This window comes from Actinoplanes sp. L3-i22 (assembly GCF_019704555.1).
Lineage (GTDB): Bacteria > Actinomycetota > Actinomycetes > Mycobacteriales > Micromonosporaceae > Actinoplanes.
In genome coordinates, this window is sequence record NZ_AP024745.1 from 5,468,259 (window position 1) to 5,490,632 (window position 22,374).

The following is a 22,374-nucleotide window of genomic DNA, read 5'->3' on the forward strand; positions in this document are numbered from 1 at the left end:
ATGAACGCGGAGAAGGTCGATGTGCTCGTCGTCGGCGCCGGCCCGGTCGGGCTGACGCTCGCCTGCGCGCTGGCCGACAACGGGGCCTCGGTGCGGATCATCGACAAGCGCGACGAGTGGTCCGAGCTGAGCAAGGCGATGACGCTCACGCCGCGCACCCTGGAGTGCTTCCACATGCTCGGGCTGGCCCCGCCCTGCCTGACCGAGGGCATCCTGTCGCAGCGCATGCACCACCACACCGAGCGCGGCGGCACGATCGCCGTCACCGACCTGGGTGACCTGGACGGCGCCTACCCCGGCTTCCTGCACCTGAGCCAGTACCGGACGATCCGGATCCTGGTGGACGCGCTGGCCGGGCGGGGTGTCAAGGTCGAGCGGGGCGTGGCGCTGCGGGACCTGCGCACGGAGGGCGATCACCACGTCGGCACGGTCGCGGGCGGCGAGACGATCACCGCCCGGTTCGTGGTCGGCGCGGACGGCAGCCACAGCCGGGTGCGCGAGACGCTCGGCTTCCGGTTCGACGGCGCCCAGCAGGACGAGACGTTCATCATGGCCGACGTCGAGATGACCGGCCACCTGCCCGACCCCGAGGACCGGCACGCCTACTACCTGGGCGAGGGCACCACCCTGTTCATCCTGCCGATCGACGGCCGCTACTTCCGGCTGGTCTCCACCTGCCGGACCCAGGCCGCGGAGGCCGACGAGGAGTTCGTGCTGCGGCGCTTCCGCTACCTGCTGGGCCGGGTGGGCCTCGACCGGGTCACCCTCGGTGACCCCTTCTGGGTGACAAGATTCAACCCGCGACAGTACGTCGCGGACGAGTTCCGCCGCGGCGGGGTGTTCCTCGCCGGGGACGCGGCCCACGTGCAGAGCCCGATCGGGGCGCAGGGGCTGAACACCGGCATCCAGGACGCGATCAACCTGGCCTGGAAGCTCGGCCGGGTGGTGCGCGGGGAGGGTGACGCCGCGCTGCTCGACAGCTATCACGCCGAGCGGTCCGCGGTGGCGCGGCAGCTGTTCGCGTACAACAACCTGATCAGCGCGCGGGTGTTCGGGCGGAACCGGATCAAGCGGCGGTTGCTGCGGTACCAGAACTACCTGCTGCGGTTGCCCCGGTATCACGCGCGGGAGCTGGACAAGGTCAGTCAGTTCCGGGTCGGCTATCCGGGCGTGGCGGTAGCCGGTTCCCCGCTCCAGGCCGGGCAGCGGATGCCGGCGTGCGACGTCGTCACCGGGGACGGCTCGCCCTTCGACCTGCTGCAGGAGCTCGGCGCGCGGCGGCACGTCGCCCTGACGTTCGCCGACGGGCCGCAGCCGCCGATCACGATGCCGGACGAGATCTCCGCGTTCGTCGTGCACGAGCGGACGTCGCCGCATCAGCGGCATCGTCGTCCCGCGCAGACGGACGCGCTCTTCGACATCGCCGGCCGGTGGCGGCGCCGGGTGGGCCTGCGCCCGGGCAGCACGCTGCTGATCCGCCCGGACGGCCACCTCGCCGCGGTGGCCACCCCGGACAGTCGGGACGCGCTCCTGGCCTACCTGCGAGCCAACTTCCCGCGCTGACGCCTAGCTTCCCGACGCGATCCGGGCTTCCACCAGCTCCAGGTCGGGGTCGCGCAGACCGACCGTGTCGGTGGTCCAGAACGCCTCGGGATAGATCAGCCGCCCGACCATCCACGGCCGGTACGACGACAGCAGCGCCACCTGGAACCCCGGGTCCGGAATCCGCGCCGAGGGCCGGTCGAACCCGAGCGCGGAGCCGGAGCCGAACCCGCGGCGCCCGTAGTAGTCCGGGCTGCCTTCCAGGAAGACCGCAGGCGCGCCGCTGCCTTCCGCGGTCGCCAGCGCCGCCGCGACCAACGCGGTGCCGACGCCGTGGCCCTGGCGGTCGGGCCGCACCGACAGCGGGGAGAGCACCAGCACCTCGACCAGCTCGCGCCGGGCGTCCACCCAGCCGCGCGAGAGCCCGACGTGCCCGATCAGTTCCCCGTCGGCAACCGCGACCAGACTCGCCCGAGCCGCTCCGCCGGCCCGCAGAGCGCGCGTCATCCGCACCACGCGTCCGTCCGCCGGCTCGCCGAATGCCGCCGCGACGACCCCCTCCGCAACCGGCTCCTCGGCCGGCCGTACCGCACGGATCTCCATGGCGCGACCCTAGTGTCGGCGCTCGGCCGGCGCACCGGAGTTTCCCGGGCTCCGTAGCCTGACGGGATGCGGTGGAATCTCGGCGAGCTGGTGGCCCGGTACAACGTGCCGGGCGCGCAGGTCGCCGTGCTGGCCGGCGGGGAGATCCGGGACCAGGCCGCGGGCCTGCTGAGCCTGCGCACCCGGGTGGCGGCCACGACCGACTCGGTGTTCAAGGTCGGCTCGATCACCAAGATCTGGACGGCCACGCTGCTCCAGCAGCTGGTCGGCGAGGGCCTACTGGAGCTCGACCGGCCGGTGCGCGACTACCTGCCGGGCTTCCGGCTCAGCGATCCGGCCGCCACCGCCACGCTGACCGCCCGCCACCTGCTCACCCACACCGGCGGGATCGACGGCAACCACTTCACCGACACCGGTCGCAACGACGACGCCATCGAGCGGTTCGTCGCCACGCTCGCCGAGGTGGACCAGCTCCTGCCGCCGGACACCGTCTTCTCGTACTCCAACAGCGGGTACGTGGTGCTCGGCCGGCTGGTGGAGGTGTTGCGCGGCAAGCCCTTCCACGACGTGCTGCGCGAACGCCTGGTGACCCCGCTGGGCCTGCACACCGCCGCGACCGACACCTACGAGGCGATCCTGCAGCGTGCCGCGACCGGCCACGTCCAGACCGGTACGGCGGTGGTACCGGCAAAGGACTGGGCGGTCTCCTACTACTCCGCGCCCAGCGGCTCGCACTTCGCGATCAGCGCCCGGGAACTGCTGGAGTTCGTCCGCCTGCACCTCACCGATCCGGCGCTGGCGGCACTGCGCGAACCCCAGGTCGCGTCCGTCCCGGACTTCGGCGGCGGGGTCGTCGGCTGGGGGCTCGGCTGGATGCTCTACCCGGACGGGGTGGTGGGCCACACCGGTGTCTCCAAGGGGCAGAAGGCGTTCCTGCGGGTGGTCCCGGCGGCGGGTGTCGCGGTGGTCGTGCTGACCAACAGCACGGGCGGCGCACCACTGGCCTACGAGATCTTCGATACGGCGCTCCGGGATCTCGCCGGCATCGAGACGCCTCCGCTGCCCACGCCGCCCGCGGACCCGGCCGGGATCGACGCGGGCCGGATGTGCGGCACCTACCGCTCCACGCTGTACGACATCACGCTCAGCAGCGAGGGCGGGCGGGCATTTCTGACGTACCACCCGCGTACCGGCCTCGCCGGGGCCCGGGATCGGGTCGAGGTGGTCCGCCGCACCGACAGCTCGATCATCACCGTCGAACCGACGTCCGACGGGCACCAGGTCTGGTCCCTGGTCGGCTCGGACGAGAACGGGCGGGCCCGCTTCCTGCACGACGGCGCCGCCGCCTACCGGATCGACTGACTAACCGGGCCGGCCGGCGGCGATCTTCTGGATCATCGGGGTCAGCATGGGGCGCGAGCCCAGTTCGACGACGCGCGTCTCGCCGCGGTCGAGCAGCAGGCGGATGCTGTCGGTCCAGCGCACCGAGCCGGAGATCTGGGCGCTCAGGGTCGGCCGGAGCTCGGCCGCGGTGTACGGCCGGGCCGTCAGGTTGCTGATCACCGGGATCCGCGGCGGCGACACCGGCGTCCCGGCGAGCACCCGCGCGAACTCCTGCTCCGCCGGGCGCATCAGCGGGGAGTGGAACGCGCCGCTGACGCGGAGCGGCAGGTAGGCGGTGGCGCCTTCGCCGAGGAAGTACTGCTCCGCCGCGGGCACCTGATCCGCCCGGCCGGAGACGACGATCTGGTCGGGGGCGTTGTAGTTGGCCACCCAGATGCCACCGCCGGGCCAGCCCGCCGTGACCGAGGCGGCGCGGGCCGGATCGAGGCCGATCACCGCCGCCATCGCGCCGCTCGCCGCCTGGGCCATCAGCTCGCCGCGCCGGGCCACCAGGGCCAGCCCGGTCCGGAAGTCGAACGCGCCGGCCAGGTGCAGCGCGCAGTACTCGCCGAGGCTGTGCCCCAGCAGGTAGGACGGCCGGCTGGGGCAGCGCCGCTGGAAACGCAGATAGCCGAGCACGTTGACGACGAAGATCGCCGGCTGGGCGAAGCGGGTCTGTCCGAGCCGCTCGACATCCGTTCCGAGACAGAGTTCCGGTACGGACCAGCCGAGCACCTCGTCCGCCTCGCGCACGTGGTCCGGGAACAGGTCGAACAGGTCCCGTCCCATGCCGGGCACCTGGGAGCCCTGGCCCGGAAAGGCGAACGCCGGCATCAGGCGAGCCACTCCACGATGCCGCCGTCGCTGAGCTCCGCCAGGAACTCGGCGATGTCCGGCTGCACGTCGGTCGGCTCGCACTCGTAGGCCTCGGCGACGATCCGCGCGATGTCGGCGACCCGGTTGCGCCCGTTCGCCGACGTGATGATCAGCGTGCCCACGTCGTCGAACTCCAGCGCGTCGGCCTCGACGCCCACGATCAGCTTGCCGGCGACGCGGCGGAAGGGCACGCCCAGAGCCCGGCGCGGAATGTCCCGTACGGCGGTCATCGAACCTCCACGTGCACCGAGATGTCCTGGCAGACGGTCAGTACCTGCTGGACCCAGGCCTGCGGGTCGGCCGGGTCGTAGTCGCGCATCGTCTCCAGCGCCCAGTACCGCTCGAACGACAGGATCTCCGGGGCGGCGGCCCGGAAGCGCACGGGTCGCCACTTGGGCATGTGACTGCCGAACTCGCCCGCGCTCTCCAGCAGCCCGTCGACGGCGTGGCCCAGCGCCCGGCGGCCGGACAGCACCGCGCTCTCCAACTGCCCGGATTCCAGCTGTCCCAGCGCGTCCTCGGCGGCGTCGTCGGCCAGGCTGAACGAGCGGGCGGTGACGATGGACCGGAACGCGGACGCCTTGAGCTGCTCGTACCGGTCCTCGATCCAGGCGTGGCCGAGCAGCGGGAGGCAGTGCCCGAGCCGGGCGATCGTGGTCTCCTCGCGCGGGGAGAGCGCCTCGTTGGCGACGATGCCGCTGTCGTAGACCGCCCAGCTGACCTTGGCGAGCATCTGGTCGATCTGGCTCGCCAGCCAGTAGGTGACCTCCCAGCGCTGCTCGTCGTCGAAGAAGCGCTCGGTGCTGACCCGGGGCGGGTCGAGCGGCATCCGGATGGTGCCGCTGGTCTCGGTCTGCCACACGTCGGTGGTGACCACGTAGATGTCGAAGTCGCTGCGGGCGTTGTGCCAGCCGCGGGCGGCCGAGCCGACCAGGAACGCCGCGACGGTGCCGTCCGGGATCAGGTCCCGCTCGTACAGCGGGGCCAGCCAGTCCTGCGCGGTGGTGGTGGTCATCGCCGCCAGGCCAGGGTCATGCCGTCGGCGATCGGGACCATCACGACGTCGACGCGGTCGTCCTTGACCAGGCGGGCGTTGAAGTCGATGACGGCGTCGTCGACCTCGCTCTCCGGGCGCAGCACCCGGCCGCTGCGGAAGACGTTGTCGAACGCGAGGATGCCGCCCGGCCGGGTCCGTACCAGAAGCTCTTCGAGGTATTCCTGGTATCCGGTCTTGTCCGCGTCGACGAACGAGAAGTCCAGGTAGGGCACGTCGGGCAGGGCGCGCACGGTGTCCAGGGCCGGCGCGATCCGCAGGTCGACGCGGTCGTCGACCCCGGCGGCCCGCCACGCCTCGCGGGCCACCTCGGTGAACTCCTCCGAGACGTCGCAGCTCACCACGGTGCCGCCCGGCTGCAGGCCGCGGGCGATGGCGAGCGCGGACAGGCCGGTGAACGTGCCGACGTCGACCGCCTGGCGCGCGCCGAGCGCCCGCACCAGCAGGGTGAGGAACGCGCTCTGCTCGGGCGCGGTCTGCCAGTGCGCGACCTCGGGGAACTCGGTGGTCCGCTCGACCACCCGGCGCTGGATCGCGTCGAGCGGGGCGCTGTGCGCGAGCATGTACCGCCGCATCTCGGCCGGCAGGAACTGGGCGCTTTCCTTCATGGTCAAACCCTTTCCATCAAGAGGGGCCGGGGAAGCCGGGCGTGGAACAGGCGCAGCACCTCGTCGGCCAGGGCGCGCGGGGTGCCGGCGGACGACGACAGCACGGTCCACTCGTCGCGATCCACCAGCTGCTCGATCGTCAGCTCGTCGAGCACCGCGATCTCGTCGATGTGGCGCTGCAGGAACGCGTTGACCGCGTGCTTGGCCGGGCGGGCCACCGTGCGCCGCACCCGGGTGGCCGGGTCGCAGGTCAGATAGACCTGCACGGTGAACCGGGGCGCGTGGGCGTCGATCCACTCGCGGGTCAGGTAGCGCGCGCCCGGGGTCAGGAAGGTGTTGAACGCATGCTGGGTGAGCCAGTAGCGGTCCTGCAGGAACACGTCGTACCGGCCGGGCGGCTCCTGCGCGGCGACCAGCTCCGCGTCGATCATCAGCTGCGCGGACCGCACGCTGTTGAAGCGGCGCCACAGCCGCGGGTCCCGGAACGGCCGGCCGGCCGAGTCGGCGAACGTCGCCACCGCCTCGTGCAGCATGGCGTCCAGCAGACCGCTGCTGGTCACCGTGGCGTGCGCCGCGGCGACCCGCCGGCCGGCCGCTGCCAGGTCGGCGGCGACCAGCCGGGCCACGGTGGTCTTGCCGCTGCACTCGTGCCCTTCGAGCAGGATGCCGGGCAGGACGGGACGGGCCATGACGGTGCCTCCTTCCGGGTCGGTCAGCGGCGGCGGGCGAACAGCGGGGTACGGGTCGCGGCCGGCGCGTAGACCCCGCGCAGGTCGTCGAGCAGGGCGACCGCGCGGACCGGGTCGTCGGCCCCGGCGGTCTCCTCGGCGAGCATCAGGCCGGCCACGCCCTCCTCGATCAGCGCGCTGACGTGCGCGAGCTCGGAGCGGTGCGGCAGCCAGCCGGCGGCCAGGCTGGTCAGCAACTGGGTGCCGACCAGCACCGGGCAGCCGGCCGCGTGCGCGGCGTCCAGCACCCGGCGGTACGCGGCGTAGAACTCGATCACCCCGGTGTCCAGCAGCAGGTCACCACGGCCGAGCAGGATGCCGTCGGCGGCGCCGGCGATCTCGGCCGCGGCCCGCGCCCCGGCCCCGGTCTCGATCTTGGCGATCACCGCGGCCGACTGTCGCAGCAGCGCGCGGGCCTGCTCGACCTGGCCGGCCGACTCGGCGAACGAGATGATCACGGCGTCGAAGGGACCGCCGGCGACGGCTCGCAGGCCGTCGAGGTCGTATCCGGTGAAGCCCCCGGCCCGGGTGGCGCCCGGGAACTGGACGCCTCGCCGGATCCCGAGAACACCCCTGGTCAGCGGCGTCACCGTGCAGGAGTCGAGCCCGACGGCGACGACCCGCAACGCGTCCTCGCCGTCACCGACCACGACGATGTCGCCGATCCCGGGCAGCGGGTCCCGGGCGTCGCGTCCGTCGACCCCGAGCGTGGGCGTCGGCCCGGCCGGTTGACCGGGCCTGCCGTCGAAGCTCAGCACCAGCTCGGTGACGCCGGCCAGGTCGAGGTAGTCGTCGTTGGTCAGCCGGGTCTTGGCGCCGGGCAGGTCGATCAGCAGCTCGACCTCACGGCCGAGGTCGCCGGCGAGCCGCCGGACGGTCTCGGCGAGCGGGATCAGCCGTGCGACCGGCGTCTTGGACGCGGTGAACCGGAACTGGTCCACCCCGGCCTTGAGCAGGTCGGTGAGGCCCGCCTCGGACGAGCAGGCCGGCCCGACGGTGGCGACGATGCGGGTCATCGCGCGCCGGCCAGGCTCGGCTGCCGCAGGCCGAGGGTCGCCAGGGCGCGGACGGCGGGTTCCGCGGCGATCCGGGCCAGGCCCGCGTGGACGAAGGAGAGGCTGAGCCGGAAGACGAGCCATCCCCGGGTCTCGTTCTCCAGCGGGGCGAAGTCGAACGGCCGCTCGCCGACCATCTCCGGCGTCCAGGTGCTCAGCGACCCACGCATCTCCGCCGGGACCAGCGACAGCGCGGAGATGCCGTAGCGCAGCAGCATCAGGCAGGTCAGCAGCTCCATCCGGGCCAGCTCGGCCGCGGTCGCCGGGCGGTCGAAGTACGCCTGCAGGAACCGCCCGCGAACGGTCTCGTCCAGGCCGAACGACAGCGCGGCGGTGGCCACGTCGAACAGCGGGTCGGCGGCGCCCGCGTGGTCGAAGTCGATGAGCCAGGCGCGCGAGTCGTCGAACAGCACGTTGCCCGGGTTCAGGTCGTTGTGGCACAGCCGGTCCGCGACGTCCAGCCGCCGCAGGTCGTCGCGCAGCGCGTCGAACCGCTCGAACGCCTCCCGGTAGATCGCCAGCCGGGGGAGACCGGCGCTCAGCTGCGCCGCCGCGGTGCTCGCGCTGTCGCGCTTGCGGACGTGCAGGCGGGGTGCCTCGGCGAGCCGGAGCGCGTCCAGCGGGAGCGAGTGCAGCCGGCGCAGCGTCCGCGCCAGCGTCAGGACCTGCCAGAGGGCGGGGGAGCGGACGTTGGCGGCGTCCTCGACCTTGTCCATGACCAGCACGCCGGTCACCGGGTCGGCGTGACGCACCCGGGGGCCGAGGCCGTGCTCGCCGAGGAGGCGGGCGATCTCGAACTCGGCCTCGATGTCGGGCCGGTCGGTGAGCTCCAGGGTGACCAGGCGGGCCACCAGGCTGACGGCGCCGGCGGTGACGCCGTACGAGTGCGCCCACGGGGTCGGGGTGGGCGGGAAGGCGTAGCTGCTCGCCTCCGGGCCGAGGGGTTCGAGTATGCCGGTGAGCCGGTCGTCTACGGACATCCGGAGGTCTCCTTGTCATCGAGTCGGTCAGCGGCCGGGTACCGCTGGATCAGGTCGGCGAGCAGCCGCGTGGTGCGCAGCGGATCGCTGCCGCCGGTGGTCTCGGCCGCCAGCAGCAGCCCGTCCACCCCCGACTCCAGCAGCCCGCACAGGTAGGCGAGCTCGGAGCGCAGCGGCAGCCACGAGTGCTCCAGACCGGACAGCAGCTGGGTGGCCACGACCACCGGCACGGACACGTCGCGGCACCGGCGTACGGCGCTCGCGCACAGCCGATGGAAGTCCAGCACCCCGGTGTCGAGCAGCAGGTCGCCCCGGCCGATCAGCACGCTGTCCGCGGCCCGGGCGATGTCGGCGATCCGGGCCACGCCCGCCCTCGTCTCCACCTTCGCCACGACGGCGTTGCCGCCGCGGTGGCCCCAGCGGGCGCGGACCGGCGCCAGCGCGGCCGGGTCCTCGACGAACGAGACGATCGCCCCGGTGAACGCCGAGTTGTCCAGCCGATCGAGCAGGTCGAGGTCCGACCGGGCACCGGACGGGCGGCGGTGGGCCGCTTTCCCGGTCAGCCAGACGCCCTTGCGCGGGGCCAGCAGGCCGCCGGTGAGCGCCTCGACGGTGCAGCAGCCGTCCGAGACCGCCACCGCCCGCAGCGCGATCTCGCCGTCGCCGACCAGCAGGACGTCCCCGACGCCGATCTCCCGACCCAGCTCCGGATCCGGCAGGCCCACGTCGACCAGGCCCGGCTCACTCGCCGGCGGCCACGGGCCGAAGTGGATCCGGAGCACGCGGGTGGTGTCGAGGTCGATGATCTCCGGGTTGGCGAACCGGATCTTCGAGCCGGGCAGGTCGAGCAGCAGATCGACCGGCCGGCCGACGGCCCGGCTCGCGGCCCGGGCGTCGGCGGCCTGCGCGGCCAGCTCGTCCACACCGAACTTGGAGGCGGAGAAGCGGAACCCGCTGACGCCGAGCCGCAGCAGAGCGGCCATCGTCTCGGGCGCGCGGGTCGCCCGCCCGATCGTCGCGAACATCGCGGTCACGGCGTGTCCTGCCCACCGAAGTCGCGCTGCCGGCGCAGCGGGGTCGACAGCAGGACGAGCGGGCCGAGCAGCATGCCCGCGCACACCAGCCAGAGGGCCGGTCGCAGCCCGGCCACCCCGGCGACGAGTCCGGCGGTCGCGGCGCCCAGCGGCAGGGCGCCCCACGACACGAACCGGGTGGTCGCCATGACCTGCGACAACAGCTCCGGCGGGCTCGCGGTCTGCCGGTAGGTGCGGGTCAGGATGCTGCCGATCACGACCCCGGCGTTCAGCCCCAGGTTGCCGAGCATGAAGAACCCGACCGTGCCGGAGCTGTGCGTGAACGGGATGACCAGGGCGGCGGCGCCGGCCGCGAGGGTCGCGACGATCAGCGTACGGGCGGTGCCCAGCCCGGTCGCCAGTCGCGTCGCCAGCAGCGCGCCGATCAGCCCGCCGGCCCCGTCCATGGCCAGGACCAGGCCGACCGTCACCGGTGGCGCGCCGACGCCGCGGACCAGGTAGACCGGCGTGAGCGCGAGAATCGCCGAGCAGAAGAAGTTCGTCACCGTCGCCCAGACCAGGCACGGTCCCATCACCGGATGCCGGACGACGAAGTGCCAGCCCTGCTTGATCAGCGGCAGCGATCCGGACCTCGGGCCCGGGTCGGCGCGGTGCTCCGGCAGGGTGCGCAGGGTCAGCGCGGAGACCAGGTAGCTGACGGCGTCGACGAGCAGCGCCCCGACCGGCCCGATCCCCTGGATGATCAGCGCGCCGAGCGACGGGCCGCCGGTCTGGGTGACCGCGTGCGTCCCGGACATCAGGCTGTTGCGGGCGTTGAGCTGGTCGGCGTCGACGATCGCCGGGATGAACACCGTGCTGCCGATGTCGAACAGCACGCTCGCCAGCCCGACGGCCAGCGCGGCGACCAGCAGCTGGGCGTAGGTGAGCACGCCCAGCGCCCAGGCCACCGGCACCGAGGCGATCGCGACCAGGCGGACGAGGTCCATCACGATCTGCAGGCCGCGCAGCGAGTAGCGCCGCACGATCACCCCGGCCGGCAGGCCGAGCACCAGCCAGCCGGCCTGCTCGGCCGCGCTGAGCAGGGTGACCTGCCAGGCCGAGCTGCCCAGGACGGTCAGGGCGGCCAGCGGCAGGGCGATCAGCGTCACCGCCGAGCCGGCGTTGCTCACGGTGGTGGCGAACCAGAACCGGCGGAACTTCGCCGCCGGGGTCAACCCCGAAGAGCTTGCCGGGGTACGGGTCGGTCCATCGGTCCTCAGGCTCTGGGTCACCATGTCGCCCCTGCTCCGATCGGCTGTCGTGCGATGAGACCGGCCCGCTCGAACGAGTCGAGCGTCCGGGCGTCGTCGAGCGCCCCGGCGTTCGTGAAGTAGCGCACGACCGGCGCGGCGGCCTCCGCGATGCCGCGGCGCACCGTCTCCCGCGGCCAGGACTCGGCGATCACCTGGTCGGCCTGCGCCTCGGTCAGCCCGATGCCGAGCAGGTGCCGGAACGTCTGCGCGTAGTCGGGCTCGAGGAACGCGTAGACGGCGGCGGGGACCTGCGGCCCGATCGCCCGCCGCTCCTCCGGGGTCAGCGCCGGCCACAGGTGCTCCAGCACCGACCGGAAGTAGATGTGGTGCCGGCCCTCGTCGGCGGCGTGGTCGCGGACCAGCTCGCGCACGCTGTCCGGCAGCCGGTCGTCGCGCGGGATGTCGGAGAGGATCCCGGAGATGAGCGTTTCACTGACGATCGCGAACAGCAGCGCCTCCAACCCCCGTACCGAAATGGGAAGTTGATCGCGCATGTCGTCGAGCCGTTGCATGAAGGCGGGCACACCGGTGTCCCGCGCGGCGGCGCGGGGGATGAGCGTGGTGGCCGCGATCTGCCGGGCGAAGTCGTAGGAGAACTGCCCGTGCCAGGCCTCGTCGGTGACGATCTTGTAGGCGTCGGCCATCATCTGCTCGGGCAGGATCAGCCCGGAGCGGCCCCGGCTGATCTTCTGGGCCACCGGGATGACCGCGTGGTTCTCCAGGTCGACGGTGAAGTCGAGGTAGTCGTAGAGGCGGCACAGCAGCAGCGCCTTGCCCACCGTCTCGCCCTTCGCCGCCACCAGCGGATGCAGCACCACGGGGTACAGCTCCGGCGGGAAGAACAGGTCGGCGGGCGGGCTCCCGTCCGGCGGCGCCGGGAAGTTCCGGCGGGGCCGGCGGCGGACGCTGGACAGGTCCTCCCAGCGCTCGTAGCGGCTGGCGTAGGCGGTGGTGCGCTGCCGGATCGACGCGTCGCCGGCCAGCAGCGTCTGCCGGGCCATCTCTTGATACATGATCAGTCGGCTCCCTCGCTGAAGACCAGGCGCTGCTGGAGGGCGAGGAGGTCCAGGTCGGCACGGACGTCGTCGGCATCCACCCCGGCCTTGTCGAGGACGGCACCGAACGAGGTCTCGCCGTCGACGTGCGTCAGCACGTTCAGCGTCGGGTTGCCCTCCTCGAACACGAACTCGATCTGGCCCTCGTGCAGCAGGTACCACTCGCCGCGGGTGTCGGTGAGCAGCTGAACGCCGTCGGCCAGCGCGGGCACCTCGTGCGCGCCGCGGCCCGAGCCCAGCGCGCTCGCCTCGGCACCGACCTCGGTGGCGGCCGCGGACACCCGGATCGCACCGGCGGACAGCTCGCCCAGCCGGGGTGGGGCCGCCGCCATCTCCGCGAGCAGGCCCATGTTCACCACCCGCATGAGCATCTCGACGCCGGGCGCGTCGGTCTCGCCGGTGCCGAACTCGTGGAGGCGGTGGCGGATCGCGGCGCCGTCGAGGTACCGGTCGGCGCCCGGCGCGGCCAGCGCCCGCTCGACGAGCTCGGCGTTGTTCGCCCGCATGAGCCGGACCAGCATCCGGTAGGCGTGCGCGGTGCCCGAGCCGTAGAAGAACGGTCCCTTCGGGCGCTGGGCGATCCGGTCCGGCAGCCGGCCGGCGACCGCGTCGCGCAGGATCCGCTTGTCCCACAGCAGGCGTGGGCGCAGCCGCTCCGGGATCACCGCGGTGATCTCGACCAGCCGATGATCGAGGAACGGCACCCGGGCCTCGGTGCCGCTGCCGGCGGCCGTCCGGTCCTCGTGCCACACGTTGTACTGCTGGATCTTCGTGTACTCGGAGTCCAGGTAGGCGCGGTACAGATCGGGCGTGGCCCGGCCGGAGAGGTGCGCGATCGCGTCGTCGGAGAAGAAGTCGTTGCCCTCGGACCACCAGCGGCGCAGGCCGGCGTGCCGGTCCAGGCGGGTGGCCCGGTCCAGGTAGCGCAGGCTCGCCAGGAACGAGTCCCAGTCCTGGTCGCCGATCAGGTCACGGGAGTAGCCACCGTTGAACTCGTCGCTGGCCGCGCCGAGCAGCATGCCCCGCAGCTGCGGGCGTTCGGCCCGGGCGTACCGATGAAGCTCGTGTTTGTAGTAGATCTCCGGGCCGGCCATCGGGGTCTCGGTCAACCAGACCAGGCGCCGCCACGCCTCGGGCGTGGGCACGTGATCGGGACCGAAGACCACCTGGTGGTTGTGGATCCCCATGGTGTCGGCCAGCCACTTCGCGTGCTCGGCGTCGCCGTTGACCTGGGTGCCGCCGGACAGCGCGGTGAACGTGTGCAGCCCGTCCAGCTGGGAGGCGGCCAGCGCGAGCACCGCGGAGGAGTCGATGCCGCCGGACAGGAACAGGCCGAGCTCGGTGTCCGCGGTGGCGCAGTCGCGCACCGACTCCTCGAGGACGTCGCCGTAGCGCTGGATGAACTGCTCCGCGCTGGTGCCCTCCTCGGCCTCGACCGGCATCGTCCAGTAGCGATGGTGCCGCGTGCGGCCGTCGTTCAGGTCGATGCGCATGATCGTCGCGGCCGGGACGCTCTCGATCCCCTCGAACCAGGTGGTCAGGCCCGCGCCCGCGAGATGGGGGGCGGCGGCCAGCAGCGGAACGGACAGCGAACGCTCCCAGTCGAAGGCCCGCGGGGTGGCCGGATCGACGAGCAGTCCTTTGATTTCCGAGGAGAGCGTGATCCGCCGGTCGTCGCGGTGATAATAGAGCGGTTTGATGCCGAACCGGTCGCGCGCGAGGATCAGTTGATTATTGGCCCGATCCCAAAGAACAAGAGCGAACATTCCCCGTACGTCGGCAAGGAAGTCGAGTCCGTGCTGACGGTAGAGATACAGCAGGACTTCGCAATCCGAACCGGTCTTGAGACGGGTTCCGGAGGGAAGTCGCCGCGCGAGTTCGCGGTGGTTGTAGATCTCACCGTTGGCGATCAGGACCAGATTCTGGTCGTCGCTGATCAGCGGCTGGCTGCCGTCCTCCGGATTCACCAGGGAGAGCCGGGTGAAGGCGAGCCCGACCGGCCCCCGGCGCAGGCATTCCCGCTCGTCCGGTCCCCGGTGGTGCAGCGTGTCGGCCAGCATGGCCAGGAGCGCGTCCGCGTCAGGACCGAGGTCCTGCCCGTCCAGGCGGGCGGTGCCGGCAATTCCACACATGACGGATTCCTTAAACTCGATCACTATGGGCGATGGTGCGCGCCCCCGACCGGGGACGCGCACCAGCATTGCGACATGCCGCAGACGACAGTCAGGTGCCGATCGGCACCCGGCCGACTCAGGTGTGGGACTTGAGAACCGTGCTCTGGGCGACCTTCTTGACGCTCGGCTTGATGTACTTCTTCATGTGGATCCCCTTTCGCGGGCCTCACTTGTTCGGCGTCGGCGGTTCATTCCGTCGCCGTTCTTGATGAAAGAATCAAAGCACGGCGAACAACGGCCGGTCCAGAGATGCACGTCTATGTAGGGGGATAGTCTGTACCATTAGGGGGTTTGGATTTTGAATAGCAGTTGCGGCGGCGTGACAATTATGCGATTCGCGCGGCCCGATGCTGCAGGGTCGAGATCAGGGCGAGGGTGGACTCGGCGCCCTGGTTGAGATTGGGCCCGTGCGGGGTCAGCCCGTCGTAGCCGCCGCCGGTCGCCGGGTCCCACATGGCCTGACCGAGGTCGTTGTCGCCGAGGAACCAGGCGACGCACCGGTCGACCCCCGCCGGCCAGATCGGATCGCCGGTGACGGCGGCGGCGGTGGCGCAGGCGTCGGCCAGCGCGGCCACCTCGATCGGTTGCTGGTCGTGCCGCCGCCGCGGGGTGCCGCGCCGCCAACCGGCCGCCGGCAGCACCGAGAGGTGGCCGTCGCTGGTCTGCACGTCGAGCAGCCAGGCCAGCATCCGCAGGCCGGCGGCCAGCGTCGACGGATCGCCGAGGAGATCGCCGGCCAGGACGAGCACCTCGGCGAGCGCGGCGTTGGCGTAGGTGAGCCGGTCCCGCGGCCACCGCCAGGCGGGATCGGGACCCGGCCGCCCGATCGCCGCCGCGGCGTCGGTGAGCAGCGCGGCCGCCGCCCGGTCACCGGGCTCGGCGCGCAGCAGCTCGGCGGCGCCCAGCGCCGCGAAGGCCATCGCCCGCGGGCTGGCCGCCCGGCGGGAGACGCCCTGACCGAAAGCGATCCGGGCCTCCTGGCGGATCCACGGAGCCGGGCACCGGGCCGCGGCGGTACCGAGGCCCCAGAGGGCGCGCCCCCACCAGTCGCCCAGACCCGGCTCGTCGGCCCAGCTCCGGTCGAAGCCGAGCCGGTTGTGGAACGCGCCGCCGGTGTCCTGGGCGTGCACCAGGAACGTCAGATAGCGCTCCGCGAGCCGCAGCACCTCGGCGGAGGGGCTCGGCTCGCGGCTCGTGACGACCAGGCCCCGGGCCACGTCGTCGGTGCAGTAGCCGTGCTCGCGGCGCACCGTGGCGTGCCGGGCGTGCTCGAAGAGGCCGGTGTCGTCGGTGAGCCGGACCAGGTGCGTGAAGGGCGCCGGGGGCGCGGCCCGGCCGGCCGGCCGGGCCGGTCGGGCGGCCCCCAGGGTCACCTGGCCACCGCGACCCGGCGGCGGTCGGCGACCAGCGTCGCGGCGAGCTCCCGGTACCGCCGGGCCACGGCCGGCCAGCGCAGGGCCGGCTCGGCGCGCCCGTTGCGCCCGCGCAGCGTGGCGGCCAGCGCGGGCGTGGTCAGGATCCGCCGGATGGCGTTCGCCAGCGCGGCCGGGTTCCGGTGCGGCACGAGCAGGCCGGGCCCGTCGGTGAGCAGCTCCACCGCGTGCGGGAACTCGGTGGCGACCACCGGGACCCCGGCGGCCACCGCCTCGACCAGGACCCCCGAGGTGACCTGCTCGGTCGAGTCGTACGGCAGCACGACCACGTCGGCCGAGCGGATCAGCTCGCCGAGCGCCGCGTCGTCCAGATAGGCCGACGCGAAGCGCACGTCGGCCGCGACGCCGAGCGCCGCGCCGAGCTCCTGCAACCCCGCCCGGTACGCCTCGCCGTGCAGCTCGACGACCTTGGGATGGGTCCGCCCGGCCACCGTGTAGAGCGGCCGGGGCCGCAGATCCGTCAGCCGGGCCAGGCCGCGCAGCGCCCACTCGATGCCCTTGCCCGGCCCGAGCAGGCCCCAGGTGAGCAGCTGCGGCCGGGCGTCCCGGCGGACCGGCGGGCCGGTGTAACCGGCGGCGCCGTGCGGGATCACCGAGACCTTCGCGGCGTCGACCGCGTAGCCGGCGAGCAGCCGGTCACGCGCCGCCCGGGTGATCGTCACGACCGCGCCGGCGGCGGCCACGATCTGTTCGAGCAGCGCCTTCTGCCGCGGCGTGGGGTGGGTCAGCACGGTGTGCAGGACGGCGATGCTCGGCACGGTGAGCCGGCGCAGCACGGACAGCACGTCGGCGCCGTCCGGGCCGGGGTAGATGCCGTACTCGTGCTGGACGACGGCGATGTCGAAACCGTTCAACGCCTCGGCGCTGCCGAGCCAGCCGTACGGCGTCCCGGCCGCCCAGGTGTGCACCACACCGGGCTGGGGCCGCAGATCGTCGCCGGGGGCCGCGACCCGCACGACGCCACCCCGGCCGAGGTGCGCGGCGAGCGCGGAGTTGAAGCTTGCCAGCCCGCAACGGGTGGGCGGGTGGGTGCTGAGAAGTCCGTACCGGATGGTCATGAACTTGCCTCCTCTCCCGGGCTGTCCACCGAAGGTGGACCGAGGTCGCCGGGGTCTGGAACGACTCCTGCAGAATACGCCGCGCGGGGCCGCCGCTCAGGGACGCGTCAGGCCGGGCAGCGCGTCCGGCTCGGTGACCACCAGCTCAGCGACCTCGGTGAGCCGCCGGTGATGGTTCCGGGCGTAGGCGCGGATCCGGTGGAAGGCCTCGTCGACGCTGATCCCGTACACCTGGGCGAGCGCCCCTTTGGCCTGCTCGATGATGATCCGGCTGTTCAGGGCGCCCTGCAGCTGCTCGGTCAGCGCCTCACTGCGGCGGATCGCGCGTTCCTGGATCAGCCCGATCGTCGCCACGTCGGCGATCGCCTGCATGATCGGCACGTCGGCCGGGCCGAAATCCCCGCCGGTGGTGTTGCCGAAGATGTTCAGGGCGCCGATCACCTGGGTGCGCAGGCGCAGCGGGAACGCGTGCACGGACTGGAAGCCGGCTGCCACCGCCCGGGGTGCGAACCGCGGCCAGCGGGCGGTCGCCGCCGGGAGATCGACGTTGAAGACCGACTGCCCGGTCCGGTACGCCTCCAGGCACGGACCCTGGTCGTTCTGCAGCTGGAACAGCTCGACCAGGCGGACGTTCTCGTCCGAGCCCGCCACGAACTCCAGCCGCCCCCGCTCGTCGGCCAGCATCAGCCCGGCGGCGGCCGCGTCGACCAGCCCCCGGGCCCGATCGGTGATCATGTGCAGGAACTCGAGCAGGTCGAACTCGTCGACCAGGGTGTCCGCGGCCTCCACGAAGATCGCCGCGAGCCGTTCCGGCGAAACGCCGCTCATTCGTCTCTCCCGTCCCATCGCAGCCGCCGGGTGACGACATCGTGGGCGACGTCGCCGAGACGACGGTTCTCGGCGTAGGCGTAGGCCCGCATCCGGACGAGCGCCTCGCCGATCGAAACCCCCAGCTGCACCATGACCATCCCCTGTGCCTGGAACAGTTCGGCGCGGTGCCCGACGTCCAGACCCGCGGCGCCGGCACCGTCGCGTGCGACGCCGCTCGCCTGCATGTCGAGCAGCGCTTCCACGGTGAGGTCCGCGAGCATGACGGCCGTCCGCAGCTCCGCACCGTCCAACGGGCCTACCCGGTCACGGTAGATGTCCAGGACGCCGAGTTGCACGGCCCCGACCTGAATGGGGAACGCGAAAACGGCGCGGACGCCGTCGTCGCGGGCGGTCGGCGCGTAGACCGGCCAGCGGAATCCCGCGAAATTGGACAAATCTGCCGCGAGCACCGGCCGGCGAGCGGCGAAGGCGTCGACGCACGGGCCCTCGCCCAGGGTGAACTGCAGCTCCTCGATGCGTTCGCTGACCGGATCCGAGGTCACGCACACCCCGCGCGTGCCGTCGGTGGTCATCACGCTGATGCCGGAGCCGCTGGCCGCCAGGGCCACCACGGCGGCCCGGCAGATCCGCTGCAGCGGGCCCAGATCCGGCGGCTGCCGGTCGACCAGCCGCCGCAGGGGCGCCCGTCGTTCGTCCTCGCCGGGGGTCGGGAGCATGACTACCGGGCGTGCGCCGCGGTCCGGCCGACCGTGTCGAGATGCCGCAACGCCTGGGCGTACGAGGAGACCAGCCCGGTCTCCAGGTAGGACACCTGCTGATCGGCGCAGAACTGCTTGACCAGGAGCTGGGCCCGGCGCAGGTTGCCCCGCGGCATCGACGGGAACAGGTGGTGCTCGATCTGGTAGTTGAGGCCGCCGAGGGCGAAGTCGGTGAGCCACAGCCCGCGCACGTTGCGCGAGGTGAGCACCTGGCGGCGCAGGTAGTCGGCGTTGTCGGCCGGGCTCAGCGGCGGCATGCCCTTGTGGTTGGGCGCGAACGAGCAGCCCAGGTACAACCCGAACAGCGCCTGGTGCAGCACCACGAAGGCGACCGCCTTGCCGGGCGGCAGCAGCACGAAGACCGCCGCCAGGTAGGCCACCAGGTGCAGGGTGATCAGCACCAGCTCGCGGAACCGGGACCGGTCCCGGGCGCCGATCAGGTAGCGCACGCTCGACACCCGCAGGCTGACCGCCTCCAGCAGCAGCATCGGGAAGAACATCCAGGCCTGGTAGCGGTGGAAGAAGCCGGCGAGGCGCCCGCTGGCCTCGGCCTGGCGGGTGGTGAAGACCAGCGCGCCGGCCCCGATGTCCGGGTCCCGGTCCTCGTCGTTCGGGTGCGCGTGATGGCGGTTGTGCTTGTCGACCCACCAGCCGTAGCTGAAGCCGACCCCGAGGTTGGCCAGCATGATCCCGACCCCGTGGTTGCTCCGCGCCGAGCGGAAGATCTGCCGGTGCCCCGCGTCGTGGCCGAGAAAGCCGAGCTGGGTGGAGACGACCGCGAACCAGGCGGCCACCAGCAGCTGCCACCAGGAGTCGCCGATCACGACCAGGGCGGTCACTCCCGCGGCCAGCAGGGCCAGGAGCAGGGCGGTCTGCGCGGTGTACCAGCCGGGCCGGCGGTCGAGCAGCCCGGCCTGTTTGATCTGGCGGGACAGGATCGAGTACGCGCTTCCCCGGGGTCCGTCGGCGGGGGTCCCGGTAGCCGTCATGATCGCTCCCTCGACAGTGCTCACCTCATCGGGCGGCCGTCGGGGTCTGGGACGATCGGCTTGGCGGTACCCGGTCGACCCTACCGGCAAACCGGCTCGGGGGAGAGCGCCAAATGCTAGGACGTCCGACTATCGGACGTGCATTCTTCGGTACGTGATCCGATATGCTCCGTCCGTGTCCGCTCCCGATCGTCTGCACCTGGATCCCATCGCCGAGGCCCGCCGCCAGTGGGCCGACCACGGCTGGGGGGACGCCGCCGACGGCATGGCCGCGGTCACCTCGCTGATGCGCGCCCAGCAGATCGCGCTCGGCCGGGTCGAGTCGGTGCTGCGCCGCCACGGGGTGACCTTCGCCCGGTACGAGCTGCTCATGCTGCTCTACTTCAGCCGGGCCGGCGCCCTGCCGATGACGAAGATCGGCCTGCGCCTGCAGGTGCACCCGACCAGCGTCACCAACGCCGTCGACCGGCTCGAGACGGCCGGCCTGGTCCGGCGCACCGCACACCCCACCGACCGCCGCACCACGCTGGTCGAGCTGCTCGACGCCGGGCGCGAGCTGGCCCTGGCCGCGACGAACGAGCTCAACGCCGAGGTGTTCCGGGACCCCGGCTTCTCGCCGGCCGGCGTCCTCTCGCTGGTCGACATCCTCACCGAGATGCGCCGGGGCGCCGGCGACTTCTGACCGGGCCGCGTCAGCCCAGGATCTCCTCGAGGTCCTTGCCGATCTGCTCGGGGGTGACCTTCGACTCGTAGCGGCGCAGCACCGTGCCGTCCCGATCCACCAGGAACTTCGTGAAGTTCCACCGGATCTCGTCGCTGTCGATCGCCTCGGGGCGGGACGCCTTGGTCCGTTCGTACAAGAAATGGTCCGGTCCGAAGTCGCCGGGCTCCTGCGAGCGCAGATAGGCGTAGAGCGGCGCGGCCGCCGGGCCGTTCACGTCGACCTTGGCCAGGATCGGGAAGGTCACGTCGTAGGTCAGCGAGCAGAACTCCTGGATCTCCTCGTCGGTGCCGGGCTCCTGGCCGCCGAACTGGTTGCACGGGAAGCCGAGCACCCGCAGGCCACGCGGGCCGAAGTCGCGGTGCAGCGCCTCCAGGCCGGCGTACTGCGGCGTCATGCCGCACTTGCTGGCGACGTTGACGATCAGCAGGACGCTGCCGGCATAGTCACTCAGCGAACGGGAACCGCCGTCGGCCGTGGCAACATCGAATTCGTGGACGCTCATGGGGCATGCTCCTGCAAGGTCGAGACGGGTGCGCAGCACTCTATCGTTTGCCCGGCGGCCCGACGATGAAGCAGGTGAACGGATGAACGGTTGGATCCGGGTGGTCGGTGGCGCGCTGCTGCTCCTGATCGGGGTGGTCTGGAGCCTGCAGGGTTCGGACGCGCTGGGCGGCAGCGGCGGGATGAACGGCCAGTCCCAGTGGCTGGTGATCGGAATCGTGGTCGCGGTCGTGGGCCTGGTGCTGCTGATCGGCGGCCTCCGGCGGGTGCGTTCCCGGCCACGGCGGTGAGTCAGGACGACGACGACCGCGCCGGCACCCCCGTCGGCCGGCGGATCGTGCTCGGCGTGCTCGCGCTCGGCGCCGCCGGGGTGGCCTTCGGCGCGCGGGTGCAGAAGTCGACCGACGGCGTCCTGGCGGCGATCGGCAGCAAGGATCCGACCGGCCTGACCGGGCTGTTGCCGGGCGGCGGCGGTTTCCGCTTCTACTCGGTCGCGTCGAGCGTTCCGCACCGCTCGGCCGCCGACTACCGGCTCACCGTGGACGGCCTGGTCGACAAGCCCGGCACGTACACGCTGGCGCAGTTGCAGGCGATGCCGCGCACCCGGCTGGTCCGCGACGTGCAGTGCGTGACCGGCTGGCGGGTGCCGCAGACCGCGTTCGCCGGGGTGCTGCTCGCCGACCTGCTGACCGCGGCCGGTGTCCAGCCGGGCGCCACCGCGCTGCGGTTCAGCTGCTTCGACGGCGTTTACAGCGAGAGCCTCACCCTGGAGCAGGCGCGGCGCCCGGACATGCTGGTCGCCTACGAGATGCGCGACGAGCCGGTCAGCGCGGCGCACGGCGGCCCGGTGCGGCTCTACGCCGCGCCGATGTACTTCTACAAGTCGGCCAAGTGGCTGTCCGGGATCACCGTCACCGACCACGTCACGCCCGGCTACTGGGAGGACCGTGGCTACGACGTGGACGGCTGGGTCGGCCGATCGAACGGACGTGATGACCATCCCACCTCCTGAGGCCCCGCTGCGGCGTTTCACGGTCGCCGAGCGCTGGATCCACCGCGGCACCGCCGCCCTGCTGGGCACCGCCATGATCACCGCCGCCTTCCTGTACCTGCCGATGCTCAGCGAACTGGCCGGCCGGCGGGACCTGCTGGTCACGGTGCACGAGTGGACCGGCGTCCTCGGGCTGATCCCGGCGCTCGCCGGCCTGGCGTCCCGGGCCTTCCGGGCCGACCTCGGCCGGCTGAACCGGTTCGTCCCGCACGACCGCGGCTGGCTGCGGGCCACCCTGCGCCGGCGCCCGCACCCGAGCGGGAAGTTCAACGCCGGCCAGAAGCTGTTCGCGGCCCTCGCCACCGGCGCCGTCCTGGTGATGACCGGGACCGGGCTGATCCTGTGGTTCCCGGGCCTGACGCCGCTGGTCACGCGGACCGGGGCGACCTTCGTCCACGACTGGGGCGCGCTGCTGCTGGGCACCGCGGTCGCCGGGCACATCTGGATCGCCTCGAACGATCCGGAGGCCCGCCTCGGCCTGCGCACCGGATTCGTGTCGCGCTCGTGGGCCCGCCGCCACCACCCGCTGTGGGAGGCCGACAAGCGATGAACAACAGGCTGCGCCCCTTCTCAGGGTGACCTCCGCCGGACCACACTGCCAGGGGAGTCCACTCTGGAGGTAGCTGTGCGGATGAGACGGTCAGC

The 22,374-nt window shown here is 72.4% G+C and carries 24 protein-coding genes; 6 read left to right on the forward strand and 18 right to left on the reverse strand.

The features are described from left to right. A complete protein-coding gene (locus L3i22_RS24280) occupies nt 1–1,563 on the forward strand; it encodes an FAD-dependent monooxygenase (RefSeq protein ID WP_221329244.1) in 1,563 nt (520 codons plus the stop codon). Between the two features lie 3 nt (nt 1,564–1,566). Here L3i22_RS24280 and L3i22_RS24285 read toward each other — a convergent pair whose 3' ends face one another. After that, nucleotides 1,567–2,145 carry a GNAT family N-acetyltransferase gene (locus L3i22_RS24285; RefSeq protein WP_221329245.1) on the reverse strand — a complete coding sequence of 193 codons (579 nt, stop codon included), beginning with the start codon at nt 2,143–2,145 and terminating at the stop codon, nt 1,567–1,569. 66 nt (nt 2,146–2,211) lie between these two features. Between L3i22_RS24285 and L3i22_RS24290 the strand changes: the two genes are divergently transcribed. Further along, nucleotides 2,212–3,507 carry a serine hydrolase gene (locus tag L3i22_RS24290; protein ID WP_221329246.1) on the forward strand — a complete coding sequence of 432 codons (1,296 nt, stop codon included), beginning with the start codon at nt 2,212–2,214 and terminating at the stop codon, nt 3,505–3,507. On the opposite strand, the gene fabD is transcribed toward L3i22_RS24290, so the two are convergent. The 16 genes from fabD to L3i22_RS24370 all read right to left on the reverse strand — a co-directional run bounded on the left by fabD (nt 3,508) and on the right by L3i22_RS24370 (nt 19,453). Further along, nucleotides 3,508–4,362 (reverse strand): ACP S-malonyltransferase, encoded by an 855-nt coding sequence (gene fabD, locus L3i22_RS24295; protein ID WP_255658711.1) that lies wholly within the window; start codon nt 4,360–4,362, stop codon nt 3,508–3,510. Further along, the gene (locus L3i22_RS24300; protein ID WP_221329248.1) at nt 4,362–4,634 is read right to left on the reverse strand and encodes a PqqD family protein; all 273 of its coding nucleotides are present in this window, start codon (nt 4,632–4,634) and stop codon (nt 4,362–4,364) included. The genes fabD and L3i22_RS24300 overlap by 1 nt, the downstream gene beginning before the upstream one ends. Continuing rightward, nucleotides 4,631–5,419 (reverse strand): hypothetical protein, encoded by a 789-nt coding sequence (locus tag L3i22_RS24305; RefSeq protein ID WP_221329249.1) that lies wholly within the window; start codon nt 5,417–5,419, stop codon nt 4,631–4,633. Before L3i22_RS24305 ends, L3i22_RS24300 begins: the two co-directional genes overlap by 4 nt. Further along, on the reverse strand, nt 5,416–6,066 hold the full coding sequence (locus L3i22_RS24310) for an O-methyltransferase (RefSeq protein WP_221329250.1): 651 nt from the start codon (nt 6,064–6,066) through the stop codon (nt 5,416–5,418). Before L3i22_RS24310 ends, L3i22_RS24305 begins: the two co-directional genes overlap by 4 nt. A 2-nt stretch (nt 6,067–6,068) precedes the next feature. Next, nucleotides 6,069–6,755, reverse strand: a complete 687-nt coding sequence (locus L3i22_RS24315; RefSeq protein WP_221329251.1) for a hypothetical protein — start codon at nt 6,753–6,755, stop codon at nt 6,069–6,071. Nucleotides 6,756–6,778: 23 nt separating this feature from the next. Beyond that, complete coding sequence (locus L3i22_RS24320) at nt 6,779–7,810, reverse strand: pyruvate kinase (protein WP_221329252.1); 1,032 nt, start codon at nt 7,808–7,810, stop codon at nt 6,779–6,781. Beyond that, nucleotides 7,807–8,829 carry a phosphotransferase gene (locus tag L3i22_RS24325; protein WP_221329253.1) on the reverse strand — a complete coding sequence of 341 codons (1,023 nt, stop codon included), beginning with the start codon at nt 8,827–8,829 and terminating at the stop codon, nt 7,807–7,809. The genes L3i22_RS24320 and L3i22_RS24325 overlap by 4 nt, the downstream gene beginning before the upstream one ends. Continuing rightward, nucleotides 8,820–9,854, reverse strand: a complete 1,035-nt coding sequence (locus L3i22_RS24330; RefSeq protein WP_255658712.1) for a pyruvate kinase — start codon at nt 9,852–9,854, stop codon at nt 8,820–8,822. Before L3i22_RS24330 ends, L3i22_RS24325 begins: the two co-directional genes overlap by 10 nt. Nucleotides 9,855–9,859: 5 nt before the next feature. Further along, nucleotides 9,860–11,077 (reverse strand): MFS transporter, encoded by a 1,218-nt coding sequence (locus L3i22_RS24335; RefSeq protein ID WP_255658547.1) that lies wholly within the window; start codon nt 11,075–11,077, stop codon nt 9,860–9,862. Nucleotides 11,078–11,130: 53 nt separating this feature from the next. Continuing rightward, complete coding sequence (locus tag L3i22_RS24340) at nt 11,131–12,168, reverse strand: diiron oxygenase (protein WP_221329256.1); 1,038 nt, start codon at nt 12,166–12,168, stop codon at nt 11,131–11,133. Nucleotides 12,169–12,170: 2 nt separating this feature from the next. Further along, the gene (gene asnB, locus L3i22_RS24345) at nt 12,171–14,342 is read right to left on the reverse strand and encodes an asparagine synthase (glutamine-hydrolyzing) (RefSeq protein WP_221329257.1); all 2,172 of its coding nucleotides are present in this window, start codon (nt 14,340–14,342) and stop codon (nt 12,171–12,173) included. A gap of 368 nt (nt 14,343–14,710) precedes the next feature. Then, nucleotides 14,711–15,757, reverse strand: coding sequence for a glycosyltransferase (locus L3i22_RS24350; protein ID WP_221329258.1), 1,047 nt, complete (start codon nt 15,755–15,757; stop codon nt 14,711–14,713). Then, nucleotides 15,754–16,875: a glycosyltransferase gene (locus L3i22_RS24355; RefSeq protein WP_221329259.1), complete on the reverse strand. Its 1,122-nt coding sequence runs from the start codon at nt 16,873–16,875 to the stop codon at nt 15,754–15,756. The genes L3i22_RS24350 and L3i22_RS24355 overlap by 4 nt, the downstream gene beginning before the upstream one ends. Nucleotides 16,876–16,971: 96 nt before the next feature. Continuing rightward, nucleotides 16,972–17,703, reverse strand: coding sequence for a GAF and ANTAR domain-containing protein (locus L3i22_RS24360; RefSeq protein WP_221329260.1), 732 nt, complete (start codon nt 17,701–17,703; stop codon nt 16,972–16,974). After that, entirely contained in the window at nt 17,700–18,422 is a 723-nt protein-coding gene (locus tag L3i22_RS24365; protein WP_221329261.1) for a GAF and ANTAR domain-containing protein, read from the reverse strand. Before L3i22_RS24365 ends, L3i22_RS24360 begins: the two co-directional genes overlap by 4 nt. 2 nt (nt 18,423–18,424) lie before the next feature. Next, nucleotides 18,425–19,453 carry an acyl-CoA desaturase gene (locus L3i22_RS24370; protein ID WP_221329262.1) on the reverse strand — a complete coding sequence of 343 codons (1,029 nt, stop codon included), beginning with the start codon at nt 19,451–19,453 and terminating at the stop codon, nt 18,425–18,427. Between the two features lie 175 nt (nt 19,454–19,628). On the opposite strand from L3i22_RS24370, the gene L3i22_RS24375 reads away from it, so the two are divergent. Then, nucleotides 19,629–20,135 (forward strand): MarR family transcriptional regulator, encoded by a 507-nt coding sequence (locus L3i22_RS24375; RefSeq protein WP_255658548.1) that lies wholly within the window; start codon nt 19,629–19,631, stop codon nt 20,133–20,135. A gap of 10 nt (nt 20,136–20,145) precedes the next feature. On the opposite strand, the gene L3i22_RS24380 is transcribed toward L3i22_RS24375, so the two are convergent. Continuing rightward, entirely contained in the window at nt 20,146–20,679 is a 534-nt protein-coding gene (locus L3i22_RS24380; protein WP_221329264.1) for a glutathione peroxidase, read from the reverse strand. Between the two features lie 82 nt (nt 20,680–20,761). Between L3i22_RS24380 and L3i22_RS24385 the strand changes: the two genes are divergently transcribed. Genes L3i22_RS24385 through L3i22_RS24395 form a run of 3 tightly spaced genes read left to right on the forward strand, consistent with a single transcriptional unit; the run spans nt 20,762 to nt 22,279 of the window. Next, a complete protein-coding gene (locus L3i22_RS24385) occupies nt 20,762–20,968 on the forward strand; it encodes a hypothetical protein (RefSeq protein ID WP_221329265.1) in 207 nt (68 codons plus the stop codon). After that, nucleotides 20,965–21,690: a molybdopterin-dependent oxidoreductase gene (locus L3i22_RS24390; RefSeq protein ID WP_221329266.1), complete on the forward strand. Its 726-nt coding sequence runs from the start codon at nt 20,965–20,967 to the stop codon at nt 21,688–21,690. Before L3i22_RS24385 ends, L3i22_RS24390 begins: the two co-directional genes overlap by 4 nt. Next, nucleotides 21,671–22,279: a cytochrome b/b6 domain-containing protein gene (locus L3i22_RS24395; protein WP_221329267.1), complete on the forward strand. Its 609-nt coding sequence runs from the start codon at nt 21,671–21,673 to the stop codon at nt 22,277–22,279. The genes L3i22_RS24390 and L3i22_RS24395 overlap by 20 nt, the downstream gene beginning before the upstream one ends. Nucleotides 22,280–22,374 lie beyond the last annotated feature (95 nt).